Consider the following 18,158-nt stretch of genomic DNA (forward strand, 5'->3'; position numbering starts at 1 on the left):
GGCTTTTGGAACACAGCAATGACTTCATCTCAACCTCGCTTCGTCAAAACCGGCGGCGATCCACGTGCGTTGGCAGAATATGCTGCGCTGCGTCAGGAAATGCAGAAACTCACGCACCCGGCGCGTCCGGATGTCGATTGGCCGCATGTCTCCTTGCTCTGTTTAACGCTGTTCGAAAAAAACGGCGTCGAGCTGCAAAGCGCCATTTGGTACACGCTATCGCGTGCGAACACGGCAGGAACGGCAGGTATGACAGAAGGCCTGGCGGTGCTGGTGGCGTTGATTACCCGCGATTGGCCGACGTTATGGCCGCAACCGGCACATTCACGTATCGAACTGCTGGCGGGACTGAGCCGTCGGTTGCAGCAATTCCTGCGTACTCAAACGATAACCGATGCAGACTTGACGGCGCTGAGCCAGGCGGCGCGCTTGCTCAGCGAAGTCGGCGATCATCTGCAACGTCTTGAACTGCGTCAGCTTAGTCAGATTGATCCGCTGCTGGACCGCATTCGGAGTGCGGTGGTGATGCTGGAACACTGCGATGTTTCAACATCTGATGCTGTGGCCAAGCTGCCTGAAGTCGTTCCGATTGAGAAGCCCGCGCTGGCGTTAGCAAGTGCAGAAGTCAGCGGCTGGGTGTATGTTCCTTCTGCGGGTGCGCCTGCACCCGATTTGCGGCGGCTGCGGTATCGGGCATTTATCAGTGGCGTGGGCGCGACGCTGCTGAGCGTGTCACTCATCGCCGCTACAGGCTATTTGGTTGTGCAAAAAACTGAGCAGGAATCTCCGTTGCAGCAGGCATTACTGGCTTCAATATCACCACTTCCTGCGCCTCTTACACCGGAAATGATGGCTGAGCTGCAAGCGAATCCCGCCGAATGGCTAAACGAAGCGGCATGGCTGGAGCAAACGCAGCAGCAATTGAACCGGCTACAAAACGTATCGCCGGACTGGAATCTGCAGCTCGGTAATGCGCTGGTAATGCAGGCCAGCCTGGTGTGGCCTGATTCGGATGCGGTTAAAACGATGAGCGCACGCTGGAACAAGCAGCTTAACGCGGCAGCAATGCCAGCAGATAAAATGCAGGGATGGCAACAGGGCATGGAGCAGCTCAACGCGTTGTCGCAGCGCCTGAATGGACTTGACGAGAAGCGCGGCAAATATCTGACGGTGAGCGAACTGAAAACAGCGGTCTACAATATGACGCAGGCGTTCAACGTAACGGTGCCACTGGAAGAGGAACTGCGCGTGTTGCAGCAATCGGACGATGACGCTACACAGAATCAGTTAACACAAGCGGAAATGCACCTGAAGCAGCTTATCGCCAGTTACCAAACGATAGCTACATCGTCAAAAGAGCAGGACTAGCAAAATCCGCAGCCAACCGGTATTCGCAGCTATCAAACTCTGCTGGGGTTTGAATCCTCCTTGCAGAAAACAGGCAAAAAAAAAGCCTGAACTTTCGTTCAGGCTCTTCTTTAGAATGTGGCGGTGAGAGGGGGATTCGAACCCCCGATACGTTGCCGTATACACACTTTCCAGGCGTGCTCCTTCAGCCACTCGGACACCTCACCACATTTTTTTGTCAACCGCGCTGGGTCAACGGGGCGCTACTATAGGGAGATCGCTGAAAAGGGTCAAGCGCTATTTTCTCCTTTTGTTCTATTCGCTTAAGCTCTGAGCGTATTGCCGTTAGCCTGCTCATCATGGTGATTCTGTCATCAAATCATTCCCTCTCTGTCACAAAAATGTCACCGCACTGTCGCAGACTTATCCGCGGAAACATTTAGTTATATCTATGAAAAAGGATGCTTATAAATGAAACAGATACCTCTCTTTACGGTTACGCTGCTGGCTTCTCTGATCGCGACATCAGCAGTGGCAGACGATGCACACTATTCCCGCGCTGCTACCGGCGATGTCACCGAGCACGGCGGCGCGCGTCGTCTCACCGGCGACCAGACCGAAGCGCTAAGAGCGTCATTAAGTAATAGCACCGCAAAAAACGTGATTCTGCTGATTGGTGACGGCATGGGAGATTCGGAAATCACCGCCGCGCGTAATCAGGCGCGGGGCGCCGGCGGTTTCTTCCCCGGCCTTGATGCGTTGCCGCTCACCGGTCAATACACGCACTATTCACTGGATAAGAAAACCCACAAGCCGAATTACGTGACGGATTCCGCCGCGTCGGCCACCGCGTGGGCCACCGGCACCAAATCCTATAACGGCGCGATTGGCGTCGACGTGAACGGCAAAGATCAGGTAACGATTCTTGAGCTGGCGAAAGCCGCCGGTAAAGCCACCGGCAACGTTTCCACTGCTGAACTGCAGGATGCCACGCCAGCAGCGTTGATCGCGCACGTCACCTCGCGCAAATGCTACGGCCCGGAGAAAACCAGCGAATTGTGCCCGACTAACGCGCTGGAGCAGGGCGGTAAAGGATCGATTACCGAGCAGATGCTAAAAACCCGTGCGGACGTCACGCTGGGCGGCGGCGCAAAATCCTTTAGTGAAACCGCCAAAGCTGGCGAGTATCAGGGTAAAACCCTGCGCGAACAGGCACAGGCGCTGGGTTATCAGTGGGTTGATAATCTCGATAGCATGAACGCCATTCAGCAGGCCGACCAGAGTAAACCGGTGCTTGGCCTGTTTGCCGACGGCAATATGCCGGTGCGCTGGCAGGGACCGAAAGCCAGCTATCACGGCAACATTGATAAGCCGGTGGTGACCTGTGAAGTGAATAAAGAGCGTCCGGCTTCGGTACCGACGCTGGCGCAGATGACCAAAAAAGCCATCGATCTGCTAAGCACTAATGAGAAAGGCTTCTTCCTGCAGGTGGAAGGCGCGTCAATTGATAAGCAGGATCATGCGGCCAATCCATGCGGTCAGATTGGTGAAACCGTCGATCTGGATGAAGCGGTGCAGCAGGCGCTGGCCTTTGCGCGCGAACATGGCGACACGCTGGTGGTGGTGACCGCCGACCACGCGCACAGCAGCCAGATCGTGGAAAACGGCACCAAAGCGCCGGGTCTGACGCAGGCGGTGAATACCAAAGATGGCGCGGTGATGACCATCAGCTACGGCAATTCAGAAGAGGATTCGCAGGAACACACCGGCACGCAGGTGCGCATTGCGGCGTACGGCCCGCATGCGGCTAACGTGGTGGGCTTGACCGATCAGACCGATCTGTTCTTTACCCTGAAGGATGCGATGGGGTTGAAGTAGCAAGGATAACGGTTGCCATTAATGAACTGCACCCCAAATGTTGGACCATAATCTAACATGGTTGGAGTGACCCCGGGACCATAGACAAATCTGCCCTATATTTTGAGCATAGGAGGAGTCTATGGGCACACCACGATTTACCCCTGAGTTTAAAGAAGAAGCTGTCCGCCAGCCGGGTGATGTAGGCTGGGGCCAGCATCTCGCGCTTCATCGACCAGGGTTTCTGAATCCCTTGTCCGGCAAAACATAACGCGCCGCGCTGGTGGGCGTTCATCTTGTCGATCAGGGCCATCAGCTGGCCACTATTGTGACGCGGCTGATATTCCGCAAACAGATCAAACTGCGCCACGCCATCGCTAAAGAAATCGCCCAGCATTACGCCGCCTTTCATATAACGCTTCCCGGGAACCCAGATACGATCTAAACAATTAAGCGTGACCTGAATAGTATCGCGACTGTCAGCGATCGGCGGAATAAGGATGATGCGACATAAGGTGTATTTTTCCGCTTAGCTTTAATTTTTACAGGAAAAATGGATTTTTTAGATGTTTTTTAATACATGATTTGCTGCATCTAAATTATCAAATGTGTTTTTGAGTAGTTGATGATACAATTTAAATTTCATCTGTGAATACTCTAATCTATGTGTCTCATTGATATAAAAATATTGATCAAAGTTATGCTTGTAAAGCATAAGTCTATCTATGGCATTATCTCTTTCAGATGTTGCTAGTTGAATTAATTCAACCTTTGACAAAGGAATTTCCAAAAGTTTCTTTCCATCATATCTCCAAGGATTTTCTTCAATATCATACTTCCACATTGTCAGATAACCGGATCTTTTGTATACATCAGATATCTCTCTATCATCTTTTGGGTTGTTAATTAAATGATGAGTTACTTGTTCCAATGTCTGAATGTCTTCTTTAGTTATAGTTCTAACTTTTCTAAGTATTCCATTTATTATAGATGATTGCTTGTTGAGAGGGTTTTTACTTTGGGAAATAGCGACTTCTTCAATTGTTGCTTTCCTGATTTTAACAGATGTTTTTTGGACAAGCTTGGATTCAAGTATTTCTTGTGGGGTGCAGAAAGAAGTGTTTTCAACTAATTTAATACCAGCACTTTCATATGATTGCACGACAAGCCTTGAGCAAAACTGCCTGTTTTTTCTTTCTTTTGTAGTTGTTTTTAATTTTGAATTGATTGCATTCCTTATCGAATACTTTGTTCCTATCTTTAATCTTGCGAACATACAAGCTTTCCTAAGCTGATCAGGACTACCGGCGACTCTTAAAATAGTTACATTCTCAGGTGTGTCAAAAAGCAGTCGTTGCATATTTCCTGAATGAACTCCATTTGCATCAGAATGAATGTAAGTTCCGGAGCCAATATAAAGAATAGTATGTGAAAAGGAGCTTCCAGTCGATTTCCTCACAACTTTACTTGTTGCAGAGTTCTCTGCAGTAAGAAGAATGTCACCTTTTTCCAACTCGTTAATAGAAATTACATACATAAATTTATTCCATATTAAATTGGCGCCAAACCGAAAAATTAAATCATTTAACAATTGGCAGGTCTGAGTAGCGCGTCGTGTAACCAGGTGATAGCATTTCTCGCTTCATTGACCAACTTTTCTGAATCCCTTGTCCGGCAAACCATACCGTACCTCGGCCTGAACGGTTAAGGTCATCGATAACTTGCATCAGCTCACGACTATTATGCCAAGGTTTATGTTCATCGAATAAATTGAGTTGCGCTACTCCCTGACTGAAAAAGTCGCTCAACATAACGCCTGCCTTCATATAACGGAAACCTTCTTTCCAGATACGATCAAGGGAATTGGTGGCTACGCGTATAATGTCACGGGTATCGTTGGAAGGAATCGCCAGACGACCACTTGCCTGTGGACTATAAAATATCTCATTATTAGCGTGTGGACTGGTTCGCATAAATACGCTTATAACACAGCAAAACTGCTTTTCAGTTCGCAGTTTTTCAGCTGCTCGTTCGGCATAAGTACAAATCGCCTGATGCATGTCTTCATATTCGGTAATGCGATGACCAAACGAACGGCTACACATAATTTGTTGTTTAGTTGGTGAGAACTCATCAAATGCAAGACAGGATTCACCGCGTAGCTCTCGGACCGTGCGTTCAAGAACAACATTAAAGTTTTTACGGATAATCCAGCTAGAACTATCAGCCAACTGCAAAGCTGTTTCAATGCCCATAGACTGCAGTTTTTTACTGATGCGGCGACCAACACCCCATACTTCTTCTACTGGCACTTTGGACATTAATTTGCGCTGACGCTGATGGTCTGATAATTCGGCAACACCACCAATCTTAGGCCAGTTTTTGGCTGCGAAATTAGCAAGTTTAGCGAGCGTCTTTGTGGGGGCTATCCCTACACCTACAGTTAAACCTGTATTTTTTAAAACCTGTTTACGTAACTGATGCCCAAATGTTGTCAGTGGTATGCAGTTGGATAGGCCTGATATGTCTATGAAAGCTTCATCGATAGAATAGACCTCTACCGCTGGAGCTATTTCTGTGAGCGTTAGCATTGCTCGGTGACTAAGATCCGCGTAGAGAGCATAATTGGAACTAAAAACCGTCACATTTTGCCGACGCAATTCCTCTTTTATTTTAAAGTAAGGTGCACCCATCTTAATTCCCAGCAATTTCGCTTCTGCTGAGCGTGAAATAATACAACCATCGTTGTTGGATACCACAACAACCGGTTTTCCATAAAGGTCGGGACGGAAAACGGTCTCACAGGAAGTGTAAAAATTATTTACATCAACAAGCGCGTACATTTCTATTTGACTTCAAAGTGAATGTGACTACACCAAATATTTGCAATTCCTCTTCATCCCGAAAATTAATCGGGGAGTAGTGAATGTTATGCGGAATGAGTTGCACAAAGGGCCTGGTACGAAGTTCCTTTACGGTGAATTCGCCGGCGAAGGAAGCCACTACAATATCGCCGTGCGTGGCCGTTAGCGAGCGGTCCACCACCAGCAGATCGCCATCGCTGATGCCTGCACCAACCATCGAGTCACCACTCACTCTGACAAAGTAGGTTGCACTTGGGTGCTTCACGACCAGCTTGTTCAGGTCTAGAGTATCTTCGACATAGTCTTGAGCCGGGCTAGGAAAGCCGCATGGAACCCTCTCCAGATAAAGTGGTAGTTTCAAGGTTTCATGAATAAAAGGACGACTTATAGTTTTCATAGTTAACAACTTAATTACTGTTTTTATATACAGTAGTGATCGCGATGTAATTGATCAAGTAACTTCTCTCTACATAGCCTGAACGCATTGAACAGAGTAGAAATTTAGTTATGCAACTACAGATTGATGGTGGGAGATGTTGTTGGGGGCTTCATCTGAACATGGAATTTTGCGGGAGCAACATTGGGATGAGAGCGTTTGTCCGCTGCTGAATTAAGGTACGTCTCGCTGAGGAAGTCGGTACTACAAATAAAGGGGTTTTATTGGGTGGTTTTCAATCACCCAAGTGATAATTGTTTATTTTTAATAATTTTATAAAGCTAGACTATGCCAACAATTCGGCTTACAAAACACTTGTGCCGCTGCGCCTAAATCATCATCCCCATGATCTGCAGGGTGCTCTGCTGTGAAGCGGTGATAAACGGAATGTCTTTGATGTGCTGCATACCAAAGGCTTCGTAGAACTTACGTGCACGCACGTTATCGCCTAACACTTCCAGCCACAGGTAGCCTTCACGCTTGTCGCGCGCCTCATTGATGATGCTCTCGAACATCCAGCGACCGTAGTTTTTGCCGGTTTCTTCTGGATTGAGGTAGAGCTTGTTGAGCAACGCGCCGCTCATGCCGGAATCCGGCACTGGCGTGTTCCAGGTGACTTTGGCGAAGCCAATCGGCTTGTCGGTCTCGGCGATCAGCCAGCTCTCATTGGGTGCCGCGAGGCTGCTATTCAGCTCTGCCAGACCGTATTCCTTGTCGATAAAGGCATCCAGTTCGTCTGCGGAAACCCACATATGTTTGAAATGCGCACTGTAGGTCATGCGGCCCAGCAGGTGCAGCAGCTCTGCATCCTCTGCCGTGGCTTTGCGTATGGTGAACTCCATGCCAGATTTCCTTGCTTAATGCTTGTTATTAATCACGTCGTCGGTGCGAGCAGAGGCCACCGAAGGGCAGTTACCATAACGTGTTAGTAACAAAAACCCAAGATAACCAGAGCTGTCTGTTAACAAGGCGCCAGGCCGATGATCTATAATGAAGAGTGAGAAGCAAGCGTAAGCCCATATTCTCAGGAGGTAGAAGATGTCAGATTCGCAACCTAAAATTATCGGCGAAGCGGCCTATGCATTACTGGTGCGCCGTGAGGAAGTCAGCGTTTCCTCACTGCTGGCAGAGCTCGCGCGCATGGCGAGAAAAGAGCAAAACAGTCAACAGCAGCAGCGTATTGCCCAGGCGCAGCAATGGTTGCTCACGCACCGTCAACCGGCGGGCAGCGATAATCGCGTCCATTCAGCATTGCGCGGATTGAGTCGCCAGGAAGGCAGTGTCAGAATGCCTTCGGCCGATGCCGACGACAATTGACCATCCCAACCGGCTCACGCGTCGATGACTTTCGGCGCGGAGCGCACAGATTTGGAAATAAAAGCTTTCTAATTGTCCTAATTCACACTTCTTAGCACTTTTTGCAACAAAACCTGCCTGATATCTTGAGTAAGCTCCTTGTACAGCTTTTTGCTATCTGTACAACTTTACTTAGGTCAAATGATCTAACTTTTTCATTTATTGGGGTCAATTATGCGTCAGAACGGATACACGCCGAGTTCAGTCGAGGCCATTGCCAACTATTTCAGCAAAGCGTCGCTGCCATCGCAGCAGGAAACCTTGGGTCAGATCGTGGTTGAAATCTTACGCGAAGGCCGTAACCTCAACCGCAAATCGCTATGCACCAAGCTGCTGCGCAGACTGGAACTGGCCGCCAATGCTGAAGAAGAGCATCACTATCATCAGCTGATTGGCTTGTTATTTGAACGTGAAAGCTGAGAGCCAGTCAGACGTCAAACTTGTACAAGTATTAAAATTTTACTCTGAATACGCTCCCACACTGGTTTCGCCCCGCACCGGGGCGAAGCGGCGGTCAGAGATTCGTTATGAAAATTCGTTATGAATAGAAGTGAACACCAGAAAATAATCGATGAAATTATTGGCGAAGCGGCGCTGGCGCTGTTGCAACGTACGGGCCCGGTCAATACGCAAGCGCTGTTGAATCAGCTGATGCTGATGAAGCAGCAGAGCAATGACGAAGAGCAGCGTGCAGCGATTACTGCCGCCATCACCGATGTACGCAACAGTATTTCGGCGGGAAAAAAGCTGCGCGAAGAGCAGCCGCAAAGCGACAACGTTCTTCAGCTGTTTGGTAACAACCAACAGTCTGGTAACAATCGTAAACATTGACCGATTGGCTCGCATTTAGGCACTGTAAATTCGAGCGTAGATACAATCACGGGACTGGAATCATGTCGGAAAATCACAACCTCTACGCTGCACTGCCTGACACCGAACTGGCAGAGCATTTTCGCAATGCAGACAGTACGTTAAGAAACGAAGCTGCCGTATTGGATAGGGTTATCCGCCACGTGCTGGCCACGGAAGGGCGCGTCAGTAATAAATCGATTATTCTCTGTTTGATTATGGCGCTGGAAACCGCAGAAGGTGATGCTGAAGCTGATGTGCTGCGCAAAACACTGGAAATTGTGGTGGGTTACACGCCTGACGACGCCTGATATTCCTCTCTGTCCCCCGCGCGGGGACAATGAATTAATCCTTTCTGGCGAGAGCTAATCGGCGCTTCGCTTTGCCAATATTAATTCTGTGCAACCAGGTGCGAAACTGTTTTAACTGGACGTGTGAAGCGACATCAGTTGAAAGCGTGCAAATATACAGCTGGCTTTGGGTATGATTATTAGTGCCGGTCGCGTAAATTTCGCTTTTATTATCACGCTGTTGCAGTTCAATTCCCGTGAAGTGTAAATTCCCCCACAGCTGTAAAGTGTCCTCGAACTTTTTAAAGTCCATCATGATGCCCTTATTATTTTGACTTATTATGGAATGTTGCTGGCTCCGTGCAACATAAAGCAATTGCACGATAAAGCCAGCATCTTTGAATAGTAAATTTAGGGATAGTCGCGTTTGGGCGCGGATTTTCGCATCCACTTGCGTTTATTACCGCTTTGCTTATCCATCGCTAATGCGCTGGCGCTGGCCGGATCAAACAGCGACAAACTCTCTATTTGATGCACCATAATCACTTTACGAAACTCAAGGGCACTTTTAGGTGCGGACGAGAAATCAATGTTGTGATTGTGGTACCACAGACTGTAATTATGCTCGATCGCCAGATTGAGCGTGCGTGAATCACGATAGCCGCTCAGCATCGGGATCAACACAATGTTGGCAGTGTTTGGATATTCAAAGGTCGCCGCGTGAATCATGCCGATATAGATACGGCGCGATTTCAGTGTGACCCACGCCAGCTCGCCTTCTTCCATACATTGCAATAGCAACTGTTCAATGCCGTTGGAGCGGGAAAGGCGTTGATACAACTCCTTGCGTCCACCGGCGTTGAGCCGGGCGCTGACCGCCCAGTTGGAGCGATACATACAGAACAGGATGGCAAAGGCCAGCATCAGCACCACCGGCGCCTGAATGCCTAAAAAGCTCCACGTCATGAAATCGACGTTCCAGTGCACATTCTCCGCCGAGGTCAGCGCAAACGCATTGTTCACGCCCGATGCGGCCAGCAGAATCAGCCAGATAATCGCGGTGGCCAGCACGCCTTGCAGCACAAATATGCAGCCATACAGCGCAATGAGAAAATAGACATCCCAGCCAAAGGAACGCTTAATTTTTAAACGGCTCGACATGTCGCGGCTGGTATACCAATAGCCGCAAACCATCATCACCATAAATATCGCCGTGCCCATTTAAATATCCTTTAATGTGCTGACATGATGGGCAAAATCGCGCTGCACTTCAGGACTCAACGCATTAACCGAAGCGTTACCATCTTCATCAATAATAATTCTGTCGCCTTCCTCAATCGATTCCTGAATGTCCTGGCGCGTCATGACTTGCACTAATGACTCCGGGCTACCGAACAGGGAAGTTAAAAAACCAAACATCATCAAGCCATCCTTATTATTTATGCCAGCGTCAACTATGGCACATCCTTCAACAACCTAGCCGGGTAACTGAAATGAAAGGGCGTTTTCCGGATTAATCTGCCAGGTCGCCGTTTAGGGCGACCTGTGATAATTACTGATTGGTAAGCGGCGTTTTACTGCCGGGTTCCGCGCCGGTAATCGGATTGGTATCGGGCTGTGAAGCGGTGCGTGTTGCCAGCGTATCCAGATCGCTCAGCTGTTTTGACGGCAGCGTCACGCTGGCGGAGCCATCACCGCCATCCACTGCGGGCTGCGGGTCGGCGACATAGTCGAAGTTCTCATCCGAATTCCAGCTACCGCGAATATCGTCACCCTGAGACATGTTGTAGTAGGTGTGCGCATACTTCTCGATCGGCGGCAGTTTGCCCGGCGGGAAGTTGTTGTGGATGGAGTAGAGCGCTTTTTCAAACGACAGCTGATGCGCCACTTCGCGCGTCATCAGGAAGCCTAACGCATCTTTTACGCCCACGTCATCGGTGAGGTTGATCAGGCGTTCGTAGAGGATTTTGGCGCGCGCTTCGGCCGCGATGTTGGAGCGCAGATCCGCTGTCACTTCGCCAATGGTATCAATGTAAGCCGCTGTCCAGGGCACGCCCGCGGAGTTGGTTAATGCCGGGCCGCCGCCGTACAGAATCGATGTCAGATGGCTGTCATTGCCCGCGCCGGTAATGGAGCGATAAAGATCGCCTTGCTCTTCGCTGCCTTCCGCCAGTTCGCCTTTGGCACCTTTATTCAGCATGCCAACCAGCGAACCGATAATTTCCAGATGGCTCAACTCTTCAGTCGCGATATCCATCAGCATCTCGCGACGACCCGCATCTTCATCACTTAAGCCCTGCATGAAATAGCGCATCGCAGCGGCTAATTCGCCCTGCGGACCACCAAACTGCTCGAGTAATAAATTGGCCAGACCGGGATTGGGCGCATTAACGCGCACGGTATATTGCAACTGCTTTACGTGTCGAAACATAGCTCACCTCAAAAAATAAAATAAACGGAGAAAGGGAATTAATTCTGATGTTTAAAAATAAATAACGATAAGAAATGGAGGAGGGAAGGCGTGAATTTAGCCTTGTACTCATCAACTGCATGCCGCCTCATTAATACTAAGCGGGCATCCCATTGCTGCAAGCGCACCGGGTTAAATTAATTTTATTTTAAGCCGCGAGATAAATATTATTTTAAAGGGTGAATGTTGGCATGAATTAAATAAGCGCGTCGTTCTGGTGCGCATAAATGCGCACCTACAAAACACGTCGGTCGCCATTAATGGCGACCTGGTTAACGCCTAATCAGAACAACTCACGATACAGCGTAGCGATCATCGCGACGCTGCACTCCCGCGGATTGCCCGGCGTACATACATCGGCGAAAGCTGCGGCGGCAAGCGCATCCACATCCTGCTCCTGCATGCCGATATCACGCAGTCTGAGCGGAATACCGATATCGTGGTTCAGGGTGATCACCGCATCAATCGCCAGCGCACGGGCATCGGCTAATGAACAGCTATAGGCACCTTCCATGCCCAGCGCATGGGCGATATCGCGGTACTTCTCGCCGGTATGCTCGGCATTGAACGCCATGATATGCGGCAGCAGAACCGCATTGGCGATGCCGTGCGGCGTGCCATAAAACGCGCCCAGCGGATGCGCCATACCGTGCACCAGACCCAAGCCAACATTCGAGAAGCCCATTCCGGCGATGTACTGACCGAGCGCCATATCCGCCACGCCCGCAGGCACGCCTTTAACCGAATCACGCAGCGAGCGGCCAATAATTTCAATCGCTTTGAGATGGAACATGTCGGTAAGTTCCCACGCGCCGCGCGTGATGTAGCCTTCAATGGCGTGCGTCAGCGCATCGACGCCGGTCGCCGCTTTCAGGCTGGCGGGCATGCTGGCCATCATGTCGGGATCGATAATGGCAATCGCCGGGATATCGTGCGGGTCGTAGCAGACGAACTTGCGCTTCTTCTCTTCATCGGTGATGACGTAATTGATGGTCACTTCCGCTGCGGTGCCGGAAGTGGTCGGCACCGCAATGATCGGTACGGAAGGATTGCGCGTGGCGGCGCCGCCTTCCAGCATGCGCACGTCACTGAACTCGGGATTGGCAATCATCATGCCGATGGCTTTACAGGTATCCTGCGGCGAGCCGCCGCCCACCGCGATCAGATAATCGGCACCCGAACGACGAAAAGCCTCGACGCCCGCATGCACCACCTCAACGGTAGGATTGGGGATCACCTCATCATAGATGGCGAAACTGAGGTCGTGCTGCGCCAGCAGATCGGTGATGCGGGTGGCGACAGAAAACTTGATCAAATCCTTGTCGGTCACCACCAACGCTTTGTTAAAACCGCGTTTGTGAATCTCATCGACAATAGAATTAATCGCGCCCGCACCGAAATAGGCGGTCTCATTGAGGATCATTCTGTTAATCATATTAATTACCTTCACGTAGATGCCAGATTTAAGATTTTTCGATTAAATTCATCAAGATAAGAAGATTTAACCGTATCCAGATTTACGTGGTAATGACGATACAGATATTGCGTTGCCTCAATAAAATCGCGGTTTCCATTGAGTCGAATAAATGGAAGGAATCATGATCCTAAACGCATCGTCTCGGCACGCTTCGCCGTGTCGTAAACATATTGCAGCATCGGTTCCAGGTCGGTGTCGGGCCCGGAGCTGATGATCTTGGCGCGCAGCCACTCAATCTCGCTGGTGATATCCGGCGGGAAAATGGTGTTGTTCTGCGCATTACGCAGCCATTTCAGCAGGAAGTTATTCTTGCCGCGCACGCCGCCAGACTTCTTCGTTTTGGCGTTGATTTTCAGGGCGACCAGAATGCAGTAATAGAAGTGAACGCGTTGGCTGTAGCTTTGCGGGATCATCTTCGCTCACCTGCCGCGACAAGTGAAAAATGTGATGTCGATCGGTTTTCCATTATCCGGATTCCTGCCTGAATGGGTCTAACAGCCGTGATCAATGCCGATCAGGGCGCTATTTCCGCGCTGTAGCCGCACGGTAAACGCACCATATGATAATCCTCGCGGCGGATGCAAGTCGGCATAATCCGGGAATTGAGGCGGGAGAAGGGCGTCATCAACGCTAAAAAAATAAGCGAAGCGGCTGAAAAAGCGCTGAGGCAATTCTTTTGCGGCATAAGGCTTAAAACGGCCACTTATCCTATAGCCAGGCCGCGCGTATCTGGCAATATCGTGATCTGCGTCTACACTTAATTCTGACGATGTTCGCAGTCAGCCTGGCGAGTGAGTTTACATGATGTTTGTTTGTGGAGAGTTATCTATCGAAATTCCGTGTTATCTGCAAAACCTCCTCGCACACACTTCTGCGGTAGCAACCGCCTCGATCACCCAGCCAGCCTCCGAACATCCTGTAATGACAAATTTCACAAGACAGGAGAAGAGTCGTGACCTCCGCGGTTAATCACAACAGCACCTTGCCGTCATTAAGTGGCGGACTCTACGCCTTCTTTTTTGATGTCGACGGCACGCTGGCAGCGATTCAGTCGCAGCCCGAGTCGGTCTCCATTCCCGCTCCGGTACGCCAGCTGCTGCAACACATTTCCAATCTTAGCCACGGCGCCTTAGCGCTGGTTTCCGGCCGTCCGATTGCGCAACTCGACGCCTTAGTCGCGCCACTCGAAGCCCCCGCCGCGGGCGTGCACGGTGCAGAACGCCGCGATGCGGCGGGCCGCGTGCATCGCCACAGCTTGCCGGGGGATATTGCGCAAACACTGCAAACTGAACTGCAGCAGACGCTGGATCAGTGGCCCGATACGCTATTAGAAGTGAAAGGCATGGCATTTGCGCTGCACTATCGCAATGCGCCGCAGTACGAAAACGCCATTATGCAGCTGGCCGAAGACGCCGTTGCACGCTTTCCCGAGCTGGCGCTTCAGCCAGGTAAATGCGTGGTGGAACTGAAGCCGCAAGGCATCGATAAAGGCGCTGCCGTACGTGAGTTCATGCAGGAAGCACCCTTTGCCGGACGCATTCCGGTATTTGTGGGAGACGACCTGACAGATGAAAAAGGATTCCTCGTGGTAAATGCCATGCAGGGGATCTCTGTCAAAGTCGGTGAAGGGGCCAGCCATGCACGCTATCGCCTCAACAGCGTTGAGGCCGTATGGCACTGGCTTGAACAACTATTATTACAACTAGAACATGACAATGTTGGTAAGGAGTTTAGGTTATGAGTCGTTTAGTCGTCGTATCTAACCGTATCGCGATCCCCGATGGTAGCAAGGCCAGCGCAGGCGGGCTTGCTGTCGGTATTTTAGATGCACTGCGAGATACCGGTGGATTATGGTTTGGCTGGAACGGAGAGATCAGCGAATTCTCGGGTGAAGAAGAGGATGAAGAACTTACGCAGATCGAAAAAGACGGCATCACCTATGCGTCACTGCCGCTTAATCAAAACGATTATGATCAATATTATCTCCAGTTCTCCAATACCGTGATTTGGCCGGCGTTCCACTATCGCCTCGATCTGGTGCAGTATCAGCGCGAAGCCTGGGATGGCTACTGCCGCGTCAATACTTTGCTGGCGCAGCGCCTTAAACCGCTGCTGAAGCCCGACGATATTCTGTGGATCCACGATTATCATCTGCTGCCGTTTGCCGCCGAGCTGCGCAAACAGGGCATTAATAACCGCATCGGATTCTTCCTGCATATCCCGTTCCCGACGCCAGAGATCTTCAATGCTCTGCCGCCGCATCAGGAGCTGCTGGAGATGCTGTGCGACTACGATCTGCTGGGCTTCCAGACAGAATCTGACCGCGTAGCTTTCCTTGATAGCCTGAGCCAGCTGACGCAGCTGCAGAATAAAGGAGAGAAGAAGCATCGCGCCTTCGGTAACACCTTTATGACTGAGGTCTATCCGATTGGTATTGAGCCGGACACCATTAAAGAGATGGCGGAAGGACCGCTGCCACCGAAAATGGCGGCGATGAAACGCGATTTGGGCGATCTGCAGAATATCATTGCCTGTGAGCGCCTGGATTACTCTAAAGGATTGCCGGAGCGTTTCCTGGCCTTTGAAGCCCTGCTGGAGAATTTCCCGCAGCACCGCGGCAAAATTCGCTACTCGCAAATTGCGCCCACCTCGCGCGGCGATGTGCAGGCTTATCAGGACATCCGTCACCAGCTGGAAACGGAAGCGGGGCGCATCAACGGTAAATACGGCACGCTGGGCTGGACGCCGCTCTATTACCTCAATCAGCACTTTGATCGTCGTCTGTTAATGAAGATCTTCCGTCTCACCAACGTCGGCTTGATTACGCCGCTGCGTGACGGCATGAATCTGGTGGCGAAAGAGTATGTAGCAGCGCAGGACCCGGATAACCCTGGCGTGTTGGTGTTGTCCCGCTTTGCTGGTGCGGCCAATGAGCTGACTTCCGCGCTGATCGTCAATCCGTACGATCGTGATGACGTGGCGGCGGCGCTCGATCGCGCGTTGACCATGCCGCGTACCGAACGTATCTCGCGTTATAACGACATGATGGCGGTGTTGCGCAAACAGGATATTTCACACTGGCGTGAAAGCTTCCTGAAAGATTTAAATACTTTGCCGGTACGCAGTGATGATCACGGTACGGTAAATAAAGTCGCTACCTTTCCGAAATTAGCGTAACGCTTAATTGCACAATACATTGCGCCGCTACGGTAAATGCTAACATTGGGTGCTTTGCTCACTTATTGCACACTTCCGTAGCGGCGCGATTTATCGCGCCTCTTTGAATTTACGCTCCGCTGCACAGCGTTTTCACGCGCCACTGTAACTTCACGAAATCGATTTCATTTCTTAAAGCGCTAATGCGCTGACTCATCAGCAAAAAGCGCACGATTTGGTTAAAAAGCACACAAATGAAAGGCAAAAAGAGCTTTTTTTCCTCGCAACCCTAAAGATCTCAGGTGGTGCGCCGATAGTCATCGTGGAGCAAACCGAAAAATGCCTATTCATTCATTTCTCTAATGTAACGCCCTGTTACATCCCCTGCCGTGCGCTAAACACTCCCTACAATCCACTAACAGTTCCCTGGCGCTCTGCGCCCAGACTTCACGCTTCGCTAGCGTCTCGCTTTACGGCACATGGGCAATATTCCCTGTAAGTGATTAATTTAGAAGCGAATAGTTTCATGCTAATTCAGAGTATTATGCTGCATATAATCCTTTATATGGCGTGTTATAGCACCCTAATTGCCATAGAACAGATAACTGATCGCGTTGTAATGACAATCCTCCGCACAGCCTAAAATCCGCCTTACTTCAGCAAAATATTAAGGAAATAATCATAAATCGCGCAAAAAATGGACAACAGAAAAGCGCTGCTGAAGGTTTAGAGAAAAAATTTGCCTTAAAAGTGTGACGCAGATCACACTTTATCTAAAATTTCGCGCCACTCACGTTGTATGTCGAAATCAGACAATATAGATTTGCCTTGTTTTCAGATTAGTCTTAAAAAACTGTAAGCAGACGTCACGGAAGATGGTTACAACTCAAGCAAAGAATGGCCTGGAGTTTTGATTACTACAGATCAGTGTCCTGACGAAAAGTGCAACAGTCAGGAGCACGTTGGCTCAAGCCTGATTATTTTTTGCCATCTTTAGATTTACCAACCAGCAGCCCGAACCATAGAACAATTTAATTCTGTGGCCGTATATGTGTCGCGTCTATCAGGATGGAAAAAAATGGGTACATCAGAATTACTAAAACATATATATGACATTAATCTGTCATATTTGCTTCTTGCTCAGCGTTTAATTAACCAGGAAAAAGCTTCAGCAATGTTTCGTTTAGGCATCGATGAATCGATGGCTGATGCATTGTCGCAATTAACTTTACCTGAGATGGTAAAATTAGCGGAAACCAACCAACTGGTTTGCCAGTTCCGATTTACCGATCACAACCATATTAATCGCCTGACTCAAGAGTCACGTGTGGATGACTTACAGCAAATCCACACCGGTATTTTATTATCCAGCCGTCTCCTGCGAAATGCGTCTAAAGATGACGTCTCTGCGAAGAAGAGGGCCGTTTAATGAGCGAAAAAAGTATTGTTCAGGAAGCGCGTGATATTCAGCTGGCCATGGAGCTGATTACATTGGGCGCACGACTGCAAATGCTGGAGAGTGAAACTCAGCTGAGCCGTGGTCGCCTGATTAAACTCTATAAAGAGTTGCGTGGTGCGCCACCACCGAAAGGTATGCTGCCATTCTCTACCGATTGGTTCATGACCTGGGAACAAAATATCCACTCTTCTATGTTCTGTAACGCCTGGCAGTTCTTGCTGAAAACCGGCTTGAACAGTGGCGTTGAAGCGGTAATCAAAGCTTATCGCTTGTATCTTGAGCAGTGTCCGCAATCGGACGAGGGCCCGCTGTTGGCGCTAACGCGTGCATGGACCCTGGTGCGATTCGTTGAAAGTGGCATGCTGGAACTGTCTGACTGTAAGTGCTGTGGTGGCAGCTTTATTAACCACGCTCATCAGCCCATCGGCAGCTTTGTCTGCAGCCTGTGCCAGCCGCCATCACGTGCCGTAAAAAGACGTAAACTTTCTGCAGATTCTGCCGATACCTTTCCACAACTGCTGGATGAACAGGTTAAACGCGCCGTTTAAGTTTGTTCGCATCGTGGAAAACATCCAGCAGCGGTTAATACCGCTGCTT

Annotated in this window: 21 protein-coding genes and 1 tRNA gene; 10 read left to right on the plus strand and 12 right to left on the minus strand. The window is 49.9% G+C overall.

Translation table 11 applies throughout. The features are described from left to right. Positions 1-18: 18 nt before the first annotated feature. Complete coding sequence (locus IB226_RS03405; protein WP_192233589.1) at positions 19-1,368, plus strand: VasL domain-containing protein; 1,350 nt, start codon at positions 19-21, stop codon at positions 1,366-1,368. 118 nt (positions 1,369-1,486) lie between these two features. On the opposite strand, the gene IB226_RS03410 is transcribed toward IB226_RS03405, so the two are convergent. Next, a tRNA-Ser gene (locus IB226_RS03410) sits at positions 1,487-1,574 on the minus strand. A gap of 244 nt (positions 1,575-1,818) precedes the next feature. Between IB226_RS03410 and phoA the strand changes: the two genes are divergently transcribed. Further along, positions 1,819-3,225 (plus strand): alkaline phosphatase, encoded by a 1,407-nt coding sequence (phoA, locus tag IB226_RS03415; protein WP_192233590.1) that lies wholly within the window; start codon positions 1,819-1,821, stop codon positions 3,223-3,225. Between the two features lie 52 nt (positions 3,226-3,277). Here phoA and IB226_RS03420 read toward each other — a convergent pair whose 3' ends face one another. From IB226_RS03420 to IB226_RS03440, 5 genes are all read right to left on the minus strand, one after another. Further along, the gene (locus IB226_RS03420; protein WP_192233591.1) at positions 3,278-3,616 is read right to left on the minus strand and encodes a DUF4113 domain-containing protein; all 339 of its coding nucleotides are present in this window, start codon (positions 3,614-3,616) and stop codon (positions 3,278-3,280) included. Between the two features lie 150 nt (positions 3,617-3,766). Beyond that, complete coding sequence (locus IB226_RS03425) at positions 3,767-4,741, minus strand: YiiX/YebB-like N1pC/P60 family cysteine hydrolase (RefSeq protein ID WP_192233592.1); 975 nt, start codon at positions 4,739-4,741, stop codon at positions 3,767-3,769. A 43-nt stretch (positions 4,742-4,784) separates the two neighbouring features. Then, positions 4,785-6,047, minus strand: a complete 1,263-nt coding sequence (umuC, locus tag IB226_RS03430) for a translesion error-prone DNA polymerase V subunit UmuC (protein WP_192233593.1) — start codon at positions 6,045-6,047, stop codon at positions 4,785-4,787. Next, a complete protein-coding gene (umuD, locus tag IB226_RS03435) occupies positions 6,031-6,465 on the minus strand; it encodes a translesion error-prone DNA polymerase V autoproteolytic subunit (RefSeq protein WP_192233594.1) in 435 nt (144 codons plus the stop codon). Before umuD ends, umuC begins: the two co-directional genes overlap by 17 nt. 368 nt (positions 6,466-6,833) lie before the next feature. Next, positions 6,834-7,346: a GNAT family N-acetyltransferase gene (locus IB226_RS03440; protein ID WP_101760746.1), complete on the minus strand. Its 513-nt coding sequence runs from the start codon at positions 7,344-7,346 to the stop codon at positions 6,834-6,836. Positions 7,347-7,542: 196 nt separating this feature from the next. On the opposite strand from IB226_RS03440, the gene IB226_RS03445 reads away from it, so the two are divergent. From IB226_RS03445 to IB226_RS03460, 4 genes are all read left to right on the plus strand, one after another. Next, positions 7,543-7,821 carry a hypothetical protein gene (locus tag IB226_RS03445; RefSeq protein WP_101760745.1) on the plus strand — a complete coding sequence of 93 codons (279 nt, stop codon included), beginning with the start codon at positions 7,543-7,545 and terminating at the stop codon, positions 7,819-7,821. A 213-nt stretch (positions 7,822-8,034) separates the two neighbouring features. Continuing rightward, positions 8,035-8,280, plus strand: coding sequence for a regulatory protein YcgZ (gene ycgZ, locus IB226_RS03450; RefSeq protein ID WP_007891089.1), 246 nt, complete (start codon positions 8,035-8,037; stop codon positions 8,278-8,280). A gap of 120 nt (positions 8,281-8,400) precedes the next feature. Further along, the gene (locus IB226_RS03455; RefSeq protein ID WP_101760744.1) at positions 8,401-8,691 is read left to right on the plus strand and encodes a hypothetical protein; all 291 of its coding nucleotides are present in this window, start codon (positions 8,401-8,403) and stop codon (positions 8,689-8,691) included. Between the two features lie 62 nt (positions 8,692-8,753). Further along, a complete protein-coding gene (locus tag IB226_RS03460; protein ID WP_101760743.1) occupies positions 8,754-9,020 on the plus strand; it encodes a biofilm development regulator YmgB/AriR family protein in 267 nt (88 codons plus the stop codon). A gap of 34 nt (positions 9,021-9,054) precedes the next feature. On the opposite strand, the gene IB226_RS03465 is transcribed toward IB226_RS03460, so the two are convergent. The 6 genes from IB226_RS03465 to IB226_RS03490 form a co-directional block, all read right to left on the minus strand. Next, a complete protein-coding gene (locus IB226_RS03465; protein WP_101761031.1) occupies positions 9,055-9,315 on the minus strand; it encodes a hypothetical protein in 261 nt (86 codons plus the stop codon). Between the two features lie 95 nt (positions 9,316-9,410). Then, positions 9,411-10,220 carry a hypothetical protein gene (locus IB226_RS03470; RefSeq protein ID WP_101760742.1) on the minus strand — a complete coding sequence of 270 codons (810 nt, stop codon included), beginning with the start codon at positions 10,218-10,220 and terminating at the stop codon, positions 9,411-9,413. Further along, entirely contained in the window at positions 10,221-10,418 is a 198-nt protein-coding gene (locus IB226_RS03475) for a hypothetical protein (RefSeq protein WP_101761030.1), read from the minus strand. It lies immediately after the preceding gene. Positions 10,419-10,551: 133 nt separating this feature from the next. Beyond that, a complete protein-coding gene (locus IB226_RS03480) occupies positions 10,552-11,430 on the minus strand; it encodes a manganese catalase family protein (RefSeq protein ID WP_101760741.1) in 879 nt (292 codons plus the stop codon). Between the two features lie 322 nt (positions 11,431-11,752). Then, positions 11,753-12,904, minus strand: a complete 1,152-nt coding sequence (gene fucO / locus IB226_RS03485) for a lactaldehyde reductase (protein WP_192233595.1) — start codon at positions 12,902-12,904, stop codon at positions 11,753-11,755. Positions 12,905-13,065: 161 nt separating this feature from the next. Next, complete coding sequence (locus tag IB226_RS03490) at positions 13,066-13,359, minus strand: hypothetical protein (protein ID WP_218168224.1); 294 nt, start codon at positions 13,357-13,359, stop codon at positions 13,066-13,068. A 539-nt stretch (positions 13,360-13,898) separates the two neighbouring features. On the opposite strand from IB226_RS03490, the gene otsB reads away from it, so the two are divergent. The 4 genes from otsB to flhC all read left to right on the plus strand — a co-directional run bounded on the left by otsB (position 13,899) and on the right by flhC (position 18,109). Continuing rightward, positions 13,899-14,687 (plus strand): trehalose-phosphatase, encoded by a 789-nt coding sequence (gene otsB, locus IB226_RS03495; protein WP_101760738.1) that lies wholly within the window; start codon positions 13,899-13,901, stop codon positions 14,685-14,687. Then, positions 14,684-16,123, plus strand: coding sequence for an alpha,alpha-trehalose-phosphate synthase (otsA, locus tag IB226_RS03500; RefSeq protein WP_101760737.1), 1,440 nt, complete (start codon positions 14,684-14,686; stop codon positions 16,121-16,123). The genes otsB and otsA overlap by 4 nt, the downstream gene beginning before the upstream one ends. A 1,057-nt stretch (positions 16,124-17,180) precedes the next feature. Continuing rightward, positions 17,181-17,531: a flagellar transcriptional regulator FlhD gene (flhD, locus tag IB226_RS03505; RefSeq protein ID WP_008102850.1), complete on the plus strand. Its 351-nt coding sequence runs from the start codon at positions 17,181-17,183 to the stop codon at positions 17,529-17,531. Further along, on the plus strand, positions 17,531-18,109 hold the full coding sequence (flhC, locus tag IB226_RS03510) for a flagellar transcriptional regulator FlhC (RefSeq protein ID WP_101760736.1): 579 nt from the start codon (positions 17,531-17,533) through the stop codon (positions 18,107-18,109). The genes flhD and flhC overlap by 1 nt, the downstream gene beginning before the upstream one ends. Positions 18,110-18,158: the final 49 nt, after the last annotated feature.

Source organism: Pantoea sp. PNT03 (assembly GCF_014852515.1).
In the GTDB taxonomy this organism is placed as follows: domain Bacteria; phylum Pseudomonadota; class Gammaproteobacteria; order Enterobacterales; family Enterobacteriaceae; genus Pantoea; species Pantoea leporis.

Bases quoted from the DNA above. Each gene is read 5' to 3' on its own strand.
- IB226_RS03405 (WP_192233589.1), top strand. From the start codon at position 19: ATGACTTCATCTCAACCTCGCTTCGTCAAAACCGGCGGCGATCCACGT.
- phoA (WP_192233590.1), top strand. From the start codon at position 1,819: ATGAAACAGATACCTCTCTTTACGGTTACGCTGCTGGCTTCTCTGATC.
- IB226_RS03420 (WP_192233591.1), bottom strand. From the start codon at position 3,616: ATGAAAGGCGGCGTAATGCTGGGCGATTTCTTTAGCGATGGCGTGGCG.
- IB226_RS03425 (WP_192233592.1), bottom strand. From the start codon at position 4,741: ATGTATGTAATTTCTATTAACGAGTTGGAAAAAGGTGACATTCTTCTT.
- umuC (WP_192233593.1), bottom strand. From the start codon at position 6,047: ATGTACGCGCTTGTTGATGTAAATAATTTTTACACTTCCTGTGAGACC.
- umuD (WP_192233594.1), bottom strand. From the start codon at position 6,465: ATGAAAACTATAAGTCGTCCTTTTATTCATGAAACCTTGAAACTACCA.
- IB226_RS03440 (WP_101760746.1), bottom strand. From the start codon at position 7,346: ATGGAGTTCACCATACGCAAAGCCACGGCAGAGGATGCAGAGCTGCTG.
- IB226_RS03445 (WP_101760745.1), top strand. From the start codon at position 7,543: ATGTCAGATTCGCAACCTAAAATTATCGGCGAAGCGGCCTATGCATTA.
- ycgZ (WP_007891089.1), top strand. From the start codon at position 8,035: ATGCGTCAGAACGGATACACGCCGAGTTCAGTCGAGGCCATTGCCAAC.
- IB226_RS03455 (WP_101760744.1), top strand. From the start codon at position 8,401: ATGAATAGAAGTGAACACCAGAAAATAATCGATGAAATTATTGGCGAA.
- IB226_RS03460 (WP_101760743.1), top strand. From the start codon at position 8,754: ATGTCGGAAAATCACAACCTCTACGCTGCACTGCCTGACACCGAACTG.
- IB226_RS03465 (WP_101761031.1), bottom strand. From the start codon at position 9,315: ATGATGGACTTTAAAAAGTTCGAGGACACTTTACAGCTGTGGGGGAAT.
- IB226_RS03470 (WP_101760742.1), bottom strand. From the start codon at position 10,220: ATGGGCACGGCGATATTTATGGTGATGATGGTTTGCGGCTATTGGTAT.
- IB226_RS03475 (WP_101761030.1), bottom strand. From the start codon at position 10,418: ATGTTTGGTTTTTTAACTTCCCTGTTCGGTAGCCCGGAGTCATTAGTG.
- IB226_RS03480 (WP_101760741.1), bottom strand. From the start codon at position 11,430: ATGTTTCGACACGTAAAGCAGTTGCAATATACCGTGCGCGTTAATGCG.
- fucO (WP_192233595.1), bottom strand. From the start codon at position 12,904: ATGATTAACAGAATGATCCTCAATGAGACCGCCTATTTCGGTGCGGGC.
- IB226_RS03490 (WP_218168224.1), bottom strand. From the start codon at position 13,359: ATGATCCCGCAAAGCTACAGCCAACGCGTTCACTTCTATTACTGCATT.
- otsA (WP_101760737.1), top strand. From the start codon at position 14,684: ATGAGTCGTTTAGTCGTCGTATCTAACCGTATCGCGATCCCCGATGGT.
- flhD (WP_008102850.1), top strand. From the start codon at position 17,181: ATGGGTACATCAGAATTACTAAAACATATATATGACATTAATCTGTCA.
- flhC (WP_101760736.1), top strand. From the start codon at position 17,531: ATGAGCGAAAAAAGTATTGTTCAGGAAGCGCGTGATATTCAGCTGGCC.